The organism is Nocardioides sp. (assembly GCF_035697785.1).
Taxonomy (GTDB): domain Bacteria; phylum Actinomycetota; class Actinomycetes; order Propionibacteriales; family Nocardioidaceae; genus Nocardioides_B.
In genome coordinates this window covers 1-16612 of the sequence record NZ_DASSCL010000097.1, presented here as the reverse complement: position 1 = coordinate 16612, position 16612 = coordinate 1, and the positions used below count along the sequence as shown (strand labels likewise).

16 protein-coding genes and 1 pseudogene are annotated in these 16612 nt (G+C 72.1%); 7 read left to right on the top strand and 10 right to left on the bottom strand.

Annotated features, from left to right (window positions below; genetic code table 11):
• The 3 genes and pseudogenes from VFH10_RS09485 to VFH10_RS09475 form a co-directional block, all read left to right on the top strand.
• Window positions 1–387: pseudogene (locus tag VFH10_RS09485) on the top strand (phenazine-specific anthranilate synthase component I); the annotation flags it as partial.
• Between the two features lie 70 nt (window positions 388–457).
• Window positions 458–1039, top strand: a complete 582-nt coding sequence (locus tag VFH10_RS09480; RefSeq protein WP_325127876.1) for an aminodeoxychorismate/anthranilate synthase component II — start codon at window positions 458–460, stop codon at window positions 1037–1039.
• Window positions 1036–2280: an anthranilate synthase component I family protein gene (locus tag VFH10_RS09475; protein WP_325127875.1), complete on the top strand. Its 1245-nt coding sequence runs from the start codon at window positions 1036–1038 to the stop codon at window positions 2278–2280. The genes VFH10_RS09480 and VFH10_RS09475 overlap by 4 nt, the downstream gene beginning before the upstream one ends.
• Before the next feature lie 144 nt (window positions 2281–2424).
• Here VFH10_RS09475 and VFH10_RS09470 read toward each other — a convergent pair whose 3' ends face one another.
• The 8 genes from VFH10_RS09470 to VFH10_RS09435 form a co-directional block, all read right to left on the bottom strand.
• Window positions 2425–3693 carry a S1C family serine protease gene (locus VFH10_RS09470; protein WP_325127874.1) on the bottom strand — a complete coding sequence of 423 codons (1269 nt, stop codon included), beginning with the start codon at window positions 3691–3693 and terminating at the stop codon, window positions 2425–2427.
• A 72-nt stretch (window positions 3694–3765) separates the two neighbouring features.
• Window positions 3766–5181 carry a HAMP domain-containing sensor histidine kinase gene (locus VFH10_RS09465; RefSeq protein WP_325127873.1) on the bottom strand — a complete coding sequence of 472 codons (1416 nt, stop codon included), beginning with the start codon at window positions 5179–5181 and terminating at the stop codon, window positions 3766–3768.
• Window positions 5182–5185: 4 nt separating this feature from the next.
• Window positions 5186–5899 (bottom strand): response regulator transcription factor, encoded by a 714-nt coding sequence (locus VFH10_RS09460; RefSeq protein ID WP_325127872.1) that lies wholly within the window; start codon window positions 5897–5899, stop codon window positions 5186–5188.
• Window positions 5900–5947: 48 nt separating this feature from the next.
• Window positions 5948–6112, bottom strand: coding sequence for a hypothetical protein (locus tag VFH10_RS09455; protein WP_325127871.1), 165 nt, complete (start codon window positions 6110–6112; stop codon window positions 5948–5950).
• A 37-nt stretch (window positions 6113–6149) separates the two neighbouring features.
• On the bottom strand, window positions 6150–7004 hold the full coding sequence (locus VFH10_RS09450) for a fructosamine kinase family protein (RefSeq protein ID WP_325127870.1): 855 nt from the start codon (window positions 7002–7004) through the stop codon (window positions 6150–6152).
• Window positions 7005–7014: 10 nt separating this feature from the next.
• A complete protein-coding gene (locus VFH10_RS09445; RefSeq protein ID WP_325127869.1) occupies window positions 7015–7569 on the bottom strand; it encodes a low molecular weight protein-tyrosine-phosphatase in 555 nt (184 codons plus the stop codon).
• Between the two features lies 1 nt (window position 7570).
• On the bottom strand, window positions 7571–7945 hold the full coding sequence (locus VFH10_RS09440) for a phage holin family protein (protein WP_325127868.1): 375 nt from the start codon (window positions 7943–7945) through the stop codon (window positions 7571–7573).
• Window positions 7946–8028: 83 nt separating this feature from the next.
• Window positions 8029–8778 (bottom strand): GntR family transcriptional regulator, encoded by a 750-nt coding sequence (locus tag VFH10_RS09435; RefSeq protein ID WP_325127867.1) that lies wholly within the window; start codon window positions 8776–8778, stop codon window positions 8029–8031.
• A 122-nt stretch (window positions 8779–8900) separates the two neighbouring features.
• Here VFH10_RS09435 and VFH10_RS09430 point away from each other — a divergent pair, with 122 nt between their 5' ends.
• Window positions 8901–9785 (top strand): dimethylarginine dimethylaminohydrolase family protein, encoded by an 885-nt coding sequence (locus VFH10_RS09430; protein WP_325127866.1) that lies wholly within the window; start codon window positions 8901–8903, stop codon window positions 9783–9785.
• Window positions 9786–10288: 503 nt separating this feature from the next.
• Window positions 10289–11131, top strand: coding sequence for a sigma-70 family RNA polymerase sigma factor (locus tag VFH10_RS09425; protein WP_325127865.1), 843 nt, complete (start codon window positions 10289–10291; stop codon window positions 11129–11131).
• A gap of 70 nt (window positions 11132–11201) precedes the next feature.
• On the opposite strand, the gene VFH10_RS09420 is transcribed toward VFH10_RS09425, so the two are convergent.
• Both VFH10_RS09420 and hisC read right to left on the bottom strand, forming a co-directional pair.
• Window positions 11202–12161, bottom strand: coding sequence for an EamA family transporter (locus VFH10_RS09420; protein WP_325127864.1), 960 nt, complete (start codon window positions 12159–12161; stop codon window positions 11202–11204).
• A gap of 109 nt (window positions 12162–12270) precedes the next feature.
• Window positions 12271–13347, bottom strand: a complete 1077-nt coding sequence (gene hisC, locus VFH10_RS09415) for a histidinol-phosphate transaminase (RefSeq protein WP_325127863.1) — start codon at window positions 13345–13347, stop codon at window positions 12271–12273.
• A 181-nt stretch (window positions 13348–13528) separates the two neighbouring features.
• Here hisC and VFH10_RS09410 point away from each other — a divergent pair, with 181 nt between their 5' ends.
• Both VFH10_RS09410 and VFH10_RS09405 read left to right on the top strand, forming a co-directional pair.
• Window positions 13529–15328 (top strand): ABC transporter ATP-binding protein, encoded by a 1800-nt coding sequence (locus VFH10_RS09410; protein WP_325127862.1) that lies wholly within the window; start codon window positions 13529–13531, stop codon window positions 15326–15328.
• Window positions 15325–16612: ABC transporter transmembrane domain-containing protein (locus VFH10_RS09405; RefSeq protein WP_325127861.1), on the top strand; the 1288-nt coding region annotated here is incomplete at its 3' end. The genes VFH10_RS09410 and VFH10_RS09405, both read left to right, overlap by 4 nt.

Sequence of the window (16612 nt, the reverse complement as noted above, 5' to 3'; positions counted from 1 at the left end):
CCGTTCCTCGCCGTGTGCCTGGGCCACCAGGCGCTGTGCCACCACCTCGGCATCCCGCTGACCTTCAAGGACATCGTCTTCCAGGGCACCCAGTCGTCGGTCGAGATCGACGGCCGGGTGGAGCGGGTCGGCTTCTACAACCCGTTCGTCGGCCGGGTCGGCCCCGGCGGCCCCGGCAGCGGCACCGGCACCGGCCCTGGCGGAAGCGGCACCGGCAGCACCACCACCTTGCCGGCCGGGGTCTCCGTCGAGGCCGATCCGGAGTCCGGCGACGTGCACCTGGTGCGGGGCCCGCGCTTCCGGGGCATCCAGTTCCACGCCGAGTCGATCCTCACCGAACGCGGCTACGACCTGATCCACGACCTGGTGCGCGAGCTCCTTGCATGACCACCCCGGGGACGACATGACCGCCGAGGGGTCACTTGTTCAGGCCCCTGAGCGGCGTGTCGCTGCACAAGTGACTCCTCGCGTCCTCGTCGTCGACCACCACGACTCCTACACCTGGAACCTGGTGCACCTGGTCGCATCGGTCGCGGGCGCCGTGCCCGACGTCGTCGAGCACGACGAGGTCGACGCGGACACCGTGCTCGGCGGCGGCTGGACGCACCTCGTGCTGTCGCCCGGACCGGGCACCCCCGACGACGAGCGCGACTTCTCCGTCGGCCGGCGTCTGCTCCTCGAGTCGCGAGCACCGGTGCTCGGCGTCTGCCTCGGCATGCAGGGCCTCGTCTCGGCGTACGGCGGTCGGGTCGGTCAGGTCGAGCCGGCCCACGGTGACGTCGCGGAGGTGTGGCACGACGGCACCGGCGCGTTCGCGGGGATCCCGTCGCCGTTCGACGCGGTCCGTTACCACTCGCTGGCCGCCCTGGAAGTTCCGGAAGCGCTTGCCGTGACTGCGTGGTGCGACGGTCCGGAGGGACGTGTCGTCATGGGGGTCGAGCACCGGACGAGACCGTTGTGGGGCGTGCAGTTCCACCCCGAGTCGGTGCTGACCCGGCACGGCGCCCGGCTGGTCGCCAACTTCCTGGCACGCGCGTGACCGTCGACCCGGCCGATCTGCTGGCCGAACGCGCGGCCCGGCACGAGCGGATGTTCTGGCTCGACGGCGGCGGCTCCCGGCCGTGGTCGGGACGCCGCTCCATCCTCGGCTTCCTCGACGACGACGACGTGTCGCTCACCTACGACGCCGGCTGTCGCGAGGTGCGGCGGCACCAGGGCGGACGCGCCGACGTCGTCGGGGACGACGTCTTCGCCGTGCTCGGCGACCAGGTCGCCCGCGACCAGGGCGACCCGGACGTGTCCTGGGTCGGCTACCTCGGCTACGCGTGCCGGCCGGACCTCCCCGCGCGTCCGGCCGGTGGCCTGCCCGACGCGGTCTGGATGCGGGTGCGCGCGCCGCTCGTCGTCGAGCACGCGCCGCCAACCGAAGACCAGGGCGCCCGACGCGACGACCCGAGCGGCGACGAGACCCCGGGCTGGTACGCCGACGCGTTCGCCGCGGTGCAGGCCGAGCTCCGCCGCGGCAACAGCTACGAGGTGAACCTGACCTACCGCGAGCGGGTGCTGTCGGCGACCGACCCCGTCTCGGCGTACCTCCGGCTCCGGGCCAGCAACCCGGCACCGTACGCCGGCTACCTCCAGCACCACGGCGTCGCGCTGCTCAGCTCGAGCCCCGAGCGCTACGCCACGATCGACCGCCACCGCCGGCTGGAGACCAAGCCGATCAAGGGCACCACCATGCGCGGGACGACACAGGTGGCGGACGAGGCACAGGCCGAGCGACTGGCCGACGACCCGAAGTTCCGCGCGGAGAACCTGATGATCGTGGACCTGCTCCGCAACGACCTCTCCATGGTCTGCGACCCCGGCACCGTCGACGTGCCCGCGCTGATGCAGGTGGAGTCCTACCCCTCGGTGCACCAGCTCGTCTCGACCGTCCGGGGCCGCCTGCGCGACGACGTCACCACCGTGGAGGCGCTGCGCGCGCTGTTCCCGGCCGGCTCGATGACCGGCGCGCCCAAGCTGCGCACGATGGAGATCATCGACCGGGTGGAGGAGACGCCGCGCGGGGTGTACGCGGGCGCCTTCGGCTGGGTGTCGGGCGACGGTCGCGCGGACCTCGGGGTTGTGATCCGCAGCCTGGTGGCGCGACCAGAAGGCGAGCGGTGGGCCTACACGCTGGGCACCGGCGGCGGGATCACGGTGCGCTCCGACGTGCACGAGGAGTACGCCGAGACCCGGTGGAAGGCGGCCCGGCTGCGCGCCGTACTCGATACATGAGGAGGCCGGTGCACCCACGCGCGGGGGTTCACGCGGGTGCACCGGCCGGTATTTCTCGTGGGGTGCGGATCTGTGGGGCGAGGAGTCACTCGTGCAGCGACACGCCGCTGAGGGCCCTGAAGAACTGACTCCTCGCCGGTTCGGTCAGGAGGTGGGCTGGCCCTCGTCGCTGTCGAGCTCGACGGTGAGGGTCTCGATGTCGCCGTCGCGGGACACGGTGAGCGTGACCTCGTCGCCGGGTCGATGGCCGCGGATGATGGCGACCAGCGACTGGCTGTCGGTGATGACGTTGTCGTCGACCTTGGTGATCACATCGCCGTTCTCCAGGCCGACCTCCTCGGCCGCGGAGCCGGCGCTGACGTCCTGGACGCCGGCACCGGTGAGCAGCCCGTCGTTGCTGGTCGCGTCAGTCACCGAGACACCGAGCCGCGCGTGGGTCGGCGTCTCCTCGCTGCGGAGCTGGTCCACGATCGGGAGCACGTTGTCGATGGGGATGGCGAAGCCGAGCCCGATGGAGCCGCCCTCGCCGCTCGGCCCGCTCGACGCGGTGCGGATCGAGGAGTTGATGCCGACCACCTCACCGCGCATGTTCACCAGCGGGCCGCCGGAGTTGCCGGGGTTGATCGCGGCGTCGGTCTGGATGGCCGGGTACGTCGTGTCGGTGCCCGTGCCGCCCTCGCCGACCGACACCGCGCGGTGCAGCGCGCTCACGATGCCGCTGGTCACGGTGGCCTCGAGGCCGAACGGGGAGCCGATCGCGACGACGTTCTCGCCGACGTCGAGCTGGCCGGACTGGCCGATGGTCGCGGGCGTCAGGCCGGACACGTCCTCGGCCTGGATCACCGCGAGGTCGGTCAGCGGGTCGGTGCCGACCACCTCGGCGGGCGCCGCCGAGCCGTCGGAGAAGTTCACGGAGATCTGCCCGCCGCCCTCGGCCACCTCGACCACGTGGTTGTTGGTGAGGATCTCGCCGGTCTCGCTGAGGATGATCCCCGAGCCCGACCCGGCGCCCTGCTCGCCCGTGACGTTGATCTTCACGACCGACGGCAGCACCGACTCTGCGACCTGCTGGACGGAGCCGTCGGCGGCCAGGATGTCCGGGCTGTCGGAGACGGCGGTCCGGGTGGAGCCGTCGGGACCCGACGAGGACGACGCCTGGCCGGCGTCGTCCCCGACGAGGTCATCCAGAGCGGAGTACCCGGCGGCGCCAGCCAGGCCGCTGAGCCCTCCCACGACAAGGGCGCCCACGAGCACTGCCGCGGCCAAACCCTTGCCGGGACGAGACCCTCCCCCGGGCTGGCTCGGCGCAAACGCCGGCTGCTCGTAGCGATGCGTGACGCCGGTCACCGGGTCGGGCATGCGGAGCGTGTCTTCACCGGTCTCGGGGCCGGTGGGAGGAGTGTTCTCGGTCATGACATCGAGCATGGTGGACCAGGCTTAACCTGCGCTGAGAAGCCTCTGGGACATCTCCGTGAAGTCACGCGCCTAGTGCGAGGTGAGGGTCTCCCGGGCCGGCTCGTCCGCGGTGGTCGACGTGCCGGGCAGCTCCAGCCACAGCGCCGCGCCGCCCTCGGGCTCGGCCCGGCCGGCTCGAACCGACCCGCCGTGCCGTTCGACGATCTGCCGCACGATCGAGAGCCCGAGGCCCGATCCGGGCAGCCCGCGCGACTCGGTGGACCGGTAGAACCGGTCGAAGACGTGCGGCAGGTCCTCGTCGGGGATGCCGTGGCCCTCGTCGGCGACCCGGAGCACGCCGCGCTCGAGCCGGACGCCGACGGTGCCGAGCGGCGGGCTCCACTTGGCCGCGTTGTCGAGCAGGTTGGTCACCGCACGCTCCAGAGCCGCGGCGTCGCCGGTGACCCACCAGGACTCGAGGTGTACGTCGAAGTGCAGGCCCGGTGCGCGACGGCGTACCCGCTCCACCGCCCGCGCGGCAACGTCGGAGACGTCGACCGGCTCGAGGGTGACCGGCGCGGTGTCCTCGCGGGCCAGCTCGGTGAGGTCGCCGATCAGCGTGGTGAGCTCCTCGATCTGGAACCGCACGTCGTCGAGCAGCTCCGCCCGCGACTCCGGGGACAGCCCGCCGCGCTGGTCGGCCTGGGCCAGCAGGTCGAGGTTGGTGCGCAGCGACGTGAGCGGGGTGCGCAGCTCGTGTCCGGCGTCGGCCACGAGCTGGCGCTGCCGATCGCGGGAGGCCGACAGCGCGGCGAGCATCGCATTGAAGGCGGTGGCCAGCCGTGCGATCTCGTCCTTGCCCTCGACGTCGATCGGGTCGAGCTTCTCGGTGCGGGCGATCTCCTCGGCCGCCCGGGTGAGCCGGCGCACCGGCCGGAGCCCGTTGCGGGCGACGGCCCAGCCGGCGAGGGCCGCCGTGATCACGCCCAGGGCGCCGAACACGAATAGCACGAAGCCGAGCTTCTCCAACGTGTAGCGGTTGTTGTCGAGCGACTGGGCGAGCACGAGTGCCACCCCGGGCTCGCTGCTCTGCACGGCCGCCACCCGGAAGTCGCCCTCGGAGTTGCTGATGGTCCGCGCGGAGTGGGTCTCGATCCCGCGGGCCACCTCGATCTCGGGCCGGCCGAGCTTGATCGGAACGCGGTCCTCCTCCGGGGCGGACTCGGTGTGGCCGGACGCCGTGATGAGCCCGATCCGCACGTCGGCGGCGCCGACCATCCACGACGGCACCTTGGCGTCGGTGAGCCGGTTCACCGTGTTGGACTGCGCGGCGGCGTACGCCCGATTCGTCAGCGAACGGTCGAGGGTGTCGAGCAGCTGGTGCCGGACGGTGAAGTACGCCGCGGCGGCGACGAGCGCCACGGACAGGCCGACCGCGATGGTCGCCAGCAGCGTGACCCGGCTGGCCAGCGACCGTCGGTGCACCCAGTCGAGAGGCTGAGCCACTGGCCTACGCCTCCTTCAGGACGTAGCCGACACCGCGCACGGTGTGGATCAGTCGCTGCTCGCCCTCGGCCTCGGTCTTGCGGCGCAGGTAGCCGACGTACACCTCGAGGGAGTTGGCCGTGGTCGGGAAGTCGTAGCCCCAGACCTCCTCGAGGATGAACGCGCGCTCGAGCACCCGACGGGGCCGGCGCATGAACATCTCGAGCAGCGCGAACTCGGTGCGGGTCAGCTCGATGGCGCGCTCACCGCGGTGCACCTCACGGGTGGCGATGTTGAGGGACAGGTCGGCGAAGGCGAGCGTGGCGCCCTCGATGTCGTCGGCGTCCACGGGCACATGGGCACGGCGCAGCAGCGCCCGCAGCCGGGCCAGCAGCTCCTCGAGCGCGAACGGCTTGGTCAGGTAGTCGTCGGCGCCGGCATCCAGCCCCTCGACGCGGTCGCCGACCGAGTCGCGGGCGGTGAGCACCAGGATCGGCAGGTCGTTGCCGGCGGTGCGGAGCGCGCGGGTGGTCTCGATCCCGTCGAGGCGGGGCATCATCACGTCGATCACGAGGGCGTCGGGCGCCTGGCCGGCGATGCTGGCCAACGCCTCCGCACCGTCGCCGGCCAGCGCGACCTGGTAGCCGTTGAACTCCAGCGACCGGCGCAGGGACTCGCGCACGGCGCGGTCGTCGTCGACGACGAGCACGCGCGCAGTGGGGTCGGGACCGGTCGGCACCCTCCAACTGTGCCACTGACACCTGAGTCCGTGCTGAGAGCCGAGGGGTCAGGACGGCGGGCGCGCCAGCACCGCGAGCTGCTCGACGACGCGCTCCATCCGGACCATCCCGACGAACGCTCCGGCGGCGTCAGTGCACAGCAGCGGGTCGTAGCGTCTGGCCTCGTCTCGGTTGAGTGCGCGGCGGGCGGCCGGCCGGGTCGCCGCAGGCATTCAGGACCAAAGGTTCATCGCGGGGGCCACATCTCGCTCAGCCGAGGGCGCGGGCCGCGTCCCCGGCCCGGCCGCCGTACCCGCCGCCGAACAGGCAGGCGTGCACGAGCAGCGGGAACAGCTGGTGCAGCGGCACCCGGTCCTCCCACCCGTCGGCGAGCGGGGCCGCCTCCGCGTAGGCGTCGAGCACGCGGGGCAGCTGCGGGCAGCCGAACAGCGCCAGCATCGCGAGGTCGGTCTCCCGGTGCCCGCCGTGGGCTGCCGGGTCGATCAGCCAGACGCGGGCGTCGGCGCCCCAGAGCAGGTTGCCCGCCCAGAGGTCGCCGTGCAGCCGGGCGGCCGGCTCGTCGGGTCCGGCGAGCTCCACGATCCGGCGTACGACGGAGTCCACGGCGGCGGCGTCCTGGGGCGCGATGTGGCCGCGGTCGGCCGCCAGCTTGAGGTACGGGAGCACCCGCCGGGTGGCGTAGAACTCCGGCCAGCTCGCGGCCGGCCGGTTCGGCAGCGGCAGCGTGCCGATGAAGCCGTCGCCGGCCTCCAGGCCGAACCCCGGGGCGCCGGCCCGATGGGTGACTGCGAGCGCCCGGCCGAGCTGCTCGGCCGCCTCCATGCTGGGCTTCCCGCTCTCGACCCAGGCCAGCACCAGGCAGTCGTCCTCGGCGGCGAGCACCTCGGGCACGTCGACGCCGCCCGCCTGCGCGAGCCAGCGCAGCCCGTCGGCCTCGCGTGCGAAGAACCCGTCGGGCGCGTGCGGCCGGGTCTTCATCAGCGCCGAGCGGCCGTCGGAGAGCCGCAGCCGCGTGGAGGTGCAGATGTCGCCACCCGCGACCGGCGTGGTGGCGACCACGGCCGTGCCGAGCAGCTGCTCGGCACGTTGCGCGACCGCCCCCATCCGGGCCATCTCAGCCGCCGGCCCCCCGGGCCGGGTCGAGGTCGAGCGCGCGGCGTAGCGCGTCGACGAGGGCGACGCAGGTGCGCTCCACCATGGCCAGCACGGTCTCGAACCCGTCGTCGCCGCCGAAGTACGGGTCGGGCACGTCGCGGTCGTGGTCGCCCGCGCTGCGTGGGTCGAAGTCGCGGAACATCAGCAACCGTCCCGGCTCGATGTCCGGCCGCACGGCGCCGAGGTCGGCGTGGTTGGCGCCGTCCATGGCCAGCACGACGTCGCAGTCGTCGAACCAGCTGCTCTCGAACCGCTCCGCCCGGTGCCGGCTGGCGTCGTACCCGTGTGCGGTCAGGAGTGCCGCCGCCCGTCGGTCCATCGGGTTGCCGACGTGCCATCCGCCGGTGCCGGCGCTGACCACCTCGACCGCGCCTTCGAGCCCGGCGTCGGCGAGCCGCTCGGTCAGCACCACGTCGGCCATCGGCGAGCGGCAGATGTTGCCGAGGCAGACCAGGGCGATGCGGTACGGCGCCCGGGCGTGCCGAGGACGCGGCAGCGCGGGTGCCACGGTCACCTCAGTCGCCGTCCGGCAGCACGAACTCCAGCACCCAGGTGGCGATCGTGATGATGATCGAGCCGAGGACCGCCGTCCAGAAGCCGTCGACGCTGAAGTCGAGGCCGAAGGCCCGGGAGATCCACTCGGTGAGCAGCAGCAGCAGCGCGTTGATCACGAACAGCAGCAGGCCGAGCGTCAGGATGATGAATGGCAGCGAGAGCAGCTTGACGATGGGGCCGACGATCGCGTTGACGAGGCCGAAGATCAGCGCCACGCCGATGAGCGTCAGCGTCTTGTCGGTGGTGGTGTCGCCGGTCAGCTCGATGCCGTCGAGGAGGGCGACGGCGGCGCCGACGGCGAGTGCGTTGACGACGACCCAGATGATGAACCTCACGGTGCCGATACTGCCAGGTCCGGAGAGGTGCCGGAAATGCGTGCCGCCACTCGGCCGGTGCCGGCCGGGTGGTGGACCGGCGGTCAGGGGGCGGGGGCCAGGTGCAGCGCCTGCAGCATCGACCGCTCGGCGTCCTCGAGGTGGTGCGCGAGCTCGTCGGCGGCGGTGTCGACCTGGCCGTCCTCGAGCAGGGTGAGCAGGTCGTGGTGGGAGTGCACCTGGTCCTGGGCGTTGCGGCGGATCCGGTCCACCTTCGCCAGGCCGAGGCGGACCTCGGCCGAGAGCGAGTCGGCGAGCGCGACGAGCCGCGGTGACTCGGTGAGCCCGACGAAGGAGCGGTGCACCGCCAGGTGGGCGGCGGTGAGGTCGGCCGGGCCCGCGTCGCCACGGGTGGTCGCATGCGCGACTTCGGTGAACGCGTCGAGGGCGTCGCGGACCGCCTGACGCGCCGCCGCGCCCGCCTGCCCCCATCGTCGTACGCCGGCGATCTCGAGGACGGAGCGGGCGACGCACACGTCGTGGACGGACGCGGGATCGAGCTCGGTGACGTGCACGCCACGGTTCGGCTCGCGGGTGGCCAGGCCCTCGGCCACCAGCACCCCGAGCGCCTCCCGGATCGTCGAGCGGGAGACGCCCATCGCGTCGGCCAGCGCCACCTCGCGCAGCGCGATGCCGGCCTCCAGCTCGCCCTCGAACAGCGCCCGGCGCAGCTCCTCGGCCACCCGGTCGACGGTCGAGGAGTGCTCCAGCGACAGCGACCGGTAGAGGTCGGTCGCGGCGCCCTCGTCCGACGGGGTCGGTGACGCGGGCGGGGACGGCGGTCGGCCGGGCATGCCCCGATTGTCCGACAAGAACTTGACCTGCGGCCACCCCGGCCACACACTGGTCTTGTCAGATTGTCGGACAATCTGACGAAACCCCGAACCGGAACGACAGACAGGGAGGCGAGACGAACATGGGACAGCAGCTGCAGTGGGGCCGCAGGTACCTGATGGTGCAGCCCGACCACTTCCGCGTGGACTACGCGATCAACCCCTTCATGGACCTCGCCGACCAGCCCGACCCGGTCCGCGCCCGGGAGCAGTGGCTCGGCCTGGTCGAGGCGATCCGTTCCTCGGGCGCCGAGGTCGAGGTGCTTGCACAACGGCCCGACGCACCCGACATGGTCTACGCGATGAACCTCGGGCTCGTCGTCAACCAGCCTGAGGGCGAGCGCGTGGTGATGTCGCACATGCGGTACCCCGAGCGGCGCATGGAGACCGGGTCGGCGCAACCGTGGTTCGCCGAGCACGGCTTCGCCACGTCGTACGTCGGACGCGACGGGGTCGGCGCGCACTTCGAGGCCGGTGACGTGTTCGCGTTCGGCGACGCCCTGGTCGCCGGCTACGGGCCGCGCACCGAGGAGCTCGGGCTCAAGCACCTCGCCACCGAGCTGGACGTGCGCGTCCGCGGCCTGCGGATCACGCACCCCGGGATGTACCACCTCGACCTGGCGTTCTGCCCGCTCGACGAGACCCGCGCCATGGTGTGCCCGGCGGCGTTCGACGACGCCTCGGCCGCGGCGGCGCTGGCGATGGTCCCGGAGCCGCTCGTGCTCACCGAGGAGGAGGCGCTGACCTTCTGCGCGAACTCGATCGTGGTCGGCCGCACCGTGCTGATGCCGGCCTGCCCCGACCGGGTGCGGGCCCAGCTGGAGGAGTGGGGCTTCGAGATCGTCCTGGTCGACGTCGGCGAGTTCCACAAGGGCGGCGGCTCGATCAGGTGCATGACGAACCCGGTCGACGTACTGTCGGGGCGTGACCTTCCCGCCGTGCTCGGCGGCGAGGTCGTGATTCCCTGAGCCGTAGGCTCGTGGGGGGCCTACAGGCGCAAGACCCCGGGGGATCCCGGCTGGGGACGGCCGGTCGGAGACGGTGGGCGACGGGCCCGTGCGACGTGAGTCGCACGGGCCCGTCTGTCCCCCACCCAGTTCCCCCCAGGTGACGGCCGGCCCCGGACACCCCCGGCCGGCCGCGTCTATCGTCGCGCGCTTTACCGAGCAATGTGGTGAGGAATCGGGCGATTCGGACATTCCGTAGTGAAATGACGCACGTGCCCGTCCGGAGGTGACCCGGTCAGACCAACCGCGGGTAGCCGAACGGGTGGTCCGGGTCAGCGCAGGAAGTCGTGCAGGGACGGCTGGAACGCCCGCGCGACCGCGCCGACCGCCAGCGCCGAACGGCCGGGCCCCTGACCCGCCTTGACTAGGGCGTCGATGATCCCGCGGTGGCATGCCCGAGAACGAACGGACGGAACACTCTCGCGGTCGTCAAGGCCGGTCCGGGGGAGACCGACAAGACGGGCGTGCTCCCTCCTGCCGCCCCCGCTCTCGACGTCGACGACCTGGTGCGCGAGACGCTGCCCCTCGTCGGTCACGTGGTGCGCGACGTGGCGGCGCGCGTGCCCGCCCACGTGGACCGCGAGGACCTGATGTCCGCCGGCCTGCTGGCGCTGGCCCAGGCGGCGCACTCCTTCGACCCGGCACGTGGCGTGAGGTTCGCCGGCTATGCGGCCACCCGGGTGCGCGGGGCCCTGCTCGACGAGCTCCGCGGCCTCGACTGGGCGAGCCGGTCGGTGCGACGACGGGCCCGCCAGGTCGACGAGGCCCACAGCTCGCTCGCGGTCGCGCTCGGGCGGGCGCCGACCGACCTGGAGGTCGCTTCCACCCTCGGCCTCGGAGCTGCCGAGATCGCCGCCCACCGGGACGACGTCGCCCGCGCCTCGGTGGCGTCGCTGGACAGCCTCGACGGCGGCACCGTGGACGAGCTGCTGCCCTCGTCCGGTCCCACCCCGCTCGACTCACTGGTCGACCGCGAGCGGGTCGCCTATCTGCGTGACGCCGTCGAGGAGCTGCCGGAAAGGTTGCGCGTGGTCGTCCGTGGCTACTACTTCGCCGAGCGTCCGATGGCCGAGATCGCCGCCGAGCTCGGCGTCACCGACTCCCGGGTCTCGCAGCTGCGCTCCGAGGCCGTGAAGCTGCTGCGCGGGGCGCTTATCGCGTCGCTCGACACCGAGCGGTCGCAGCAGCCCGCCCCGGCTCGTTCCTGCGCCACCCGCCGCAAGGAGACCTACTACGCCAAGGTCGCGGGTCGTCGTACCTTCGCCGCCCGGCTCACCGACACCGGCCCGGTCGCCGTACCCGCCTGACCGCGAGGAGTCAGTAAGTCAGGCCCCTCACCGGCGTGTCGATGCACCGGTGACCCCTCGCCGTCGGGGTTCACAGGTGCGGTGGTTCGACGACGACGGCGGCACGCCGGGCCGACTGGGCGAGCACGATGCCCACGACGACCGCCACCGCCCCGACGACGGCGACCGCGCCCAACGACTCGTTGAACCACACCCAGCCCAGCACGAGGACGCCGACCGGCTCGAGCATCGCGACCATCGTGACGGTGGTCGCGCGCAGGTGACGCAGCGCCGCGAGCTCGACCCCGAACGGCACCAGGGTGCCGAGCACCATCACCCACAGCAGCAGCGACCAGACCGGCAGCTCCAGGTGGTCGAGCCGGCCGAGCATCGACGCCTGGTCGTCGAGCAGGGAGGTGTCGAACGACGTCAGCGGGGAGACGAGGTTCAGCGCCACCGCGGCGACCAGGAACGACCAGAGGATCACGCGGAGCGGGTCGAGCAGGCCGACCCCGTGCTCCCCGATCAGGAAGTACGCCGCGAAGCAGACCGCCGCACCGAGGCCGGCCGCGACGCCCACGGCGTCGAAAGCCAGCCCGCGCCAGATCCCGGTCGCGGCCGCCAGCCCGCTCACGGCCAGCCCGAGCCCGAGCCACATGCGGCCGCGCACCTGCTCCTTCTGGACGACCCGCGCCCACACCGCGACCAGGATCGGTGCCTGGTACTCCAGCAATAGCGCCATGCCCACCGGCAGCCGGTCGATGGCCACGAAGTACGTCCACTGCAGTGCCGCGACCCCGATCAGGCCGTGCGCGACGAGCATCCACGCGAGCCGTCCCCGCGGAGGACGGAGCGCACTGCGCTTGAACAGCGCGGCGAACAGCAGCAGCACCAGCACGGTGCCGGTGACCCGGACCGTGGTGAGGGTGATCGGGTCGACCCCCGCCCGCAGCACCACCCGGGACACGCCGGCGTTGACGATGAACAGGCTCGCGCCGAGGACGACGAGGCCGAGCCCGAACGCCGGGTTGCGGTGCGGGGGTGCGTACACCCGGGCCAGGGTAAGGGCTGAAAGGGATCTACGCCCCTGTCGTCTCACCACCGATGTCGGTAGTCCGGGCGTGACCCATAGGTCACCCGAGACATACCGATATCGGTGGTCAGTGGGTGAACTTGGCGGTTACCTCGAGCAGTACGTCGTTGCCGGCCGGCTCCCCGATGGACACCCGGGCGCCCTCGCCCGCGAACGGCCGCACCATCACGCCGGCCTGCTCGGCGGCCGCGGCGAACTCCACCGTGCGGTCCCCGAGCCCGAGCCAGACGAAGTTCCCCTGGGCGTCCGGCACGTCGAAGCCCTGGCTCCGGAGCGCCTCCACCACCCGGCCGCGCTCGGTGACGATGCCATCGACGCGCTCGAGCAGCTCGGCCTCGTGGGCCAACGAGGCGACGGCCGCCGCCTGGGCCACCGAGGACACGCCGAACGGCAGCGCGCAGGCACGCACCGCCTTTGCGATCGGCTCCGCGGCCGCGACGTACCCGACCCGGAACCCGGCGAGCCCGTAGGCCTTCGCGAAGGTGCGCATCGCCACGACGTTGGGGTAGCGGCGGTAGAGGTCGACGGCGTCGGTCCGGTCGTCGATGCGGACGAACTCGCGGTACGCCTCGTCCACGACGACGACCACGTGGGACGGCACCTTCGCGATGAACGCCTCGAGCTCCGCCTGCCCGACCGACGGGCCGGTCGGGTTGTTGGGAGTGCACACGATGACCACCTTGGTGCGGTCGGTGACCGCCGCGGCCATCGCGTCGAGGTCGTGCCGGGCGTCCGCCGTCAGCGGCACCTGCACCGACGCGGCACCGGTGACGGCCACCGCGATCGGGTACGCCTCGAACGACCGCCACGCGTAGACGACCTCGTCGCCGGTCTCGCAGAACGCCTGGAGCAGGTGGTAGAGCACAGCCACCGAGCCGGTGCCGGCGGCCAGGTCCGTGGTCGGCACGTCGAGACGCTCGCTGAGCGCGGCGTACAACGCGGTGCAGCCCATGTCCGGGTACCGGTTCATCGCCGCTGCCGCTTCCACCGCCGCCGCCAGCACCCCCGGCAGCGGCGGGTTCGGGTTCTCGTTGGACGAGAGCTTGTACGTCGTCACGCCCGGCCGCGGTGCGGGCGGCCGACCGGGCACGTAGGCCGGGATGTTGGCGATCGCAGGGCGGACCTGGGGGCCGGTCGTCGTCATGGCGGTCACCCTAGCCCGGGCGCTGCCGGGACCGGCCGGGCCTGCTGCGCATCGGGAGGAACGCACCTCCGGGTGCCAATTCGGTTTTGTTCGTCAGGAGCAGCGGGTAATCTGCGTCTTACAAACTCCGTCGCGCCCTGTCCCTCGCGCGCGGAACCGACGAGGGGATCCCGCCACCTGTATGTCTGACGCCGCGACGCCGCCCACCGGACCCGACGACCACCCCCCGGCCGGCGTGCACTCCCTGTGGCGCCTGCGCGGCTACCTCCGCCCGCACCTCGGGGCGCTGAGCATCATGCTCACGACGGCGCTCGCGGGCGTCGGACTCTCGATCGCGATCCCACTGGTCACCAAGGCGCTGATCGACGGCCCGATCACCGACCAGGAGATCGGACCGGTGCTCCCGCTCGGGCTGCTGGCCCTCGCGCTCGGCATCGTCGAGGCCGCGCTCATCTTCTGGCGGCGCTGGGTGCAGTCCAACACCGTCCTCCACGTCGAGACCGTCATGCGGCACGACCTCTACGAGCGGCTGCAGCAGCTGCCGATGGCGTTCCACGGCCAGTGGCAGTCGGGGCAGCTGCTGTCACGGGTGACCACCGACCTGAGCAGCATCCGGCGGTTCTTCGGCTTCGGGATGCTCTTCCTGATCATCAACGTCGTCCAGCTGGTCGTGGTCACGCTGGTGCTGCTGGACATGTACTGGCCGCTCGGCCTCGTCGTCGCGGTCACGGCCGTGCCGATCATCGCGCTGTCGAAGCGGTTCGAGAGCCAGTACGTCGTGGTCTCGCGCCGGGTCCAGGACGAGCAGGGCGATCTCGCCACCCTCGCCGAGGAGGGCGCGGTCGGCTTCCGGGTGATCCGCTCGTTCGGTCGCAGCAGGCACGTCTCCGAGCGGTACGACGCGTCCGCCCGCACGCTGTACGCCTCCTCGATGGACAAGGTGCGACTGTCCGCGAAGTTCTGGACGTTCCTCGAGGTGATCCCCAACCTCGCCGTCGTGGTGGTGCTGCTGCTCGGCGCCCTCGGCGTCGGGCGGGGCGACCTCACGCCGGGCACGCTGGTCGCGTTCATCACACTGATGCTGTCGCTGGTGTGGCCGATCGCGGCGCTCGGCTTCATCCTCGCGATGGCACAGGAGGCCATGACCGCCGCCGCCCGGATCAACGAGATCTTCGACACCCAGCCGTCGATCGTGTCCGGCGACAGGGTGCTCGACGCGCCCCGCGGGCACCTGCGCTTCGAGGGCGTGGGCTTCGCGTTCCCGGACGAGCCTGGCCGCCCGGTCCTGCACGACGTGGACCTCGAGGTGGCGCCCGGCGAGACGGTCGCGGTGGTCGGCGCGACCGGCTCCGGCAAGACAACCCTCACCGCGCTCGTGCCCCGGCTGTACGACGTGACGGCCGGCCGCGTCACGATCGACGGGGTCGACGTCCGCGACCTCGAGCTGACCAACCTGCGCTCGGTCGTCGCCACCGCGTTCGAGGAGCCCACGCTGTTCTCGATGAGCGCCCGGGAGAACCTCGCGCTCGGCCGGCCCGACGCCACCGAGGAGGAGATCCTCGAGGCGGTCGAGGTCGCGCAGGCTGGCTTCGTGCACGACCTGCCCTGGGGGCTCGACACCCGGATCGGTGAGCAGGGCATGTCCCTGTCCGGAGGTCAGCGGCAGCGGCTGGCTCTGGCCCGGGCCGTGCTGGCGCGGCCCAAAGTGCTGGTGCTCGACGACACCCTCTCCGCGCTCGACGTACACACCGAGAAGCTCGTCGAGGACGCATTGCGGCGGGTGCTCGCCGACGCCACCGGCATCGTCGTCGCTCACCGTGCCTCGACGGTGCTGCTGGCCGACAAGGTGGCACTCCTCCAGGACGGCACCATCACCCACGTCGGCCGGCACAGCGACCTGCTCGCGACCGTCCCGGCCTACCGCGAGCTCCTGGCCGCCGACGCGGAGACCGACGCGGAGCTCGAGGAGGTGTCGGCATGAGCGCCCCCGAGAGCACCGCGACCACCACCGGCACGGACCAGAAGGACCGGCCCGCCGAGGAGGCCTCGTGGCGCGGCGTCGCCGCCGACGGGCAGGAGATCACCGATCACGTGTCCGGGATGCTCCAGGCCCGGTCCCGGCGGCTGCTCGGGGAGCTGTTGCGCCCGCACCGCAGGTGGGTGTGGCTGCTCGTCGCCATCGTGCTCGTCGAGAACGCCGCCCGGCTCTCGATCCCGTACCTGGTCAAGGAAGGCATCGACAAAGGCATCCCGCCGATCCGCGAGGACGGCGACACCACCGTGCTGTACACCGTGGTCGGGATCGCGCTGTTCGCGACCCTCCTGCAGGCGGTGACCCGGCGCACCTTCCTCGTGCTCGCCGGCCGCATCGGCCAGGACATCCTGTTCGAGATCCGGCGACGGGTCTTCCGGCACTTCCAGAGGCTCAGCCCCTCGTTCCACGACGAGTACACGTCGGGCCGGGTGATCTCGCGGCAGACCTCCGACATCGACGCGCTCGACGAGATGCTCGAGACCGGCTTCGACGGCCTGGTCACGGCGGTGCTCACGCTCGCCGGCACGGCGGTGCTGCTCCTGGTGCTCGACGTCAAGCTGGCCCTGGTGGCGCTGCTCTGCTTCCCGTTCCTGGTGTGGCTCACCAACTGGTTCCGCAAGGCGTCGTCGGCCACCTACCGGGTGACCCGCGAGAAGGTCGCGCTCGTCATCGTGCACTTCGTCGAGTCGATGCTCGGCATCCGTGCGGTGCAGGCCTTCCGCCGCGAGCCGCGCAACACCGAGATCTTCGACGACGTCAACGACCAGTACCGCGTCGCGAACCTTCGCGCCTTCCGCCTGGTCGCCTGGTTCATGCCCGGCATCAAGCTGATCGGCAACATCACGATCGCGGTGGTCCTGCTGTACGGCGCCTACCTCGCGTTCCACGGCGAGGTCAGTGTCGGCGTGCTTGCCGCGTTCCTGCTCTACCTGCGGGGGTTCTTCGAGCCCATGCAGGAGATCTCCCAGTTCTACAACACCTTCCAGTCCGCCTCGGCCGCGCTCGAGAAGCTCTCCGGCGTGCTGGAGGAGGAGCCCTCGGTCGCCGACCCCGCCACCCCCACCCCGCTCCCGGAGGTCCGCGGAGAGGTGCGGTTCGACCACGTCCGCTTCGAGTACGTCGACCGGGTTCCCGTGCTCCCCGACCTGGAGCTGACCGTCCCCGCCGGCCAGACGTTGGCCCTGGTCGGTACGACGGGGGCCGGCAAGACCACGATCGCCAAGCTGGTCT

Excerpts from the sequence above, each read along its gene's own strand:
- VFH10_RS09470 (WP_325127874.1), bottom strand. The coding sequence starts at position 3,693 with ATGACCGAGAACACTCCTCCCACCGGCCCCGAGACCGGTGAAGACACG.
- VFH10_RS09455 (WP_325127871.1), bottom strand. The coding sequence starts at position 6,112 with ATGCCTGCGGCGACCCGGCCGGCCGCCCGCCGCGCACTCAACCGAGAC.
- VFH10_RS09450 (WP_325127870.1), bottom strand. The coding sequence starts at position 7,004 with ATGGGGGCGGTCGCGCAACGTGCCGAGCAGCTGCTCGGCACGGCCGTG.
- VFH10_RS09435 (WP_325127867.1), bottom strand. The coding sequence starts at position 8,778 with ATGCCCGGCCGACCGCCGTCCCCGCCCGCGTCACCGACCCCGTCGGAC.
- VFH10_RS09430 (WP_325127866.1), top strand. The coding sequence starts at position 8,901 with ATGGGACAGCAGCTGCAGTGGGGCCGCAGGTACCTGATGGTGCAGCCC.
- hisC (WP_325127863.1), bottom strand. The coding sequence starts at position 13,347 with ATGACGACGACCGGCCCCCAGGTCCGCCCTGCGATCGCCAACATCCCG.
- VFH10_RS09410 (WP_325127862.1), top strand. The coding sequence starts at position 13,529 with ATGTCTGACGCCGCGACGCCGCCCACCGGACCCGACGACCACCCCCCG.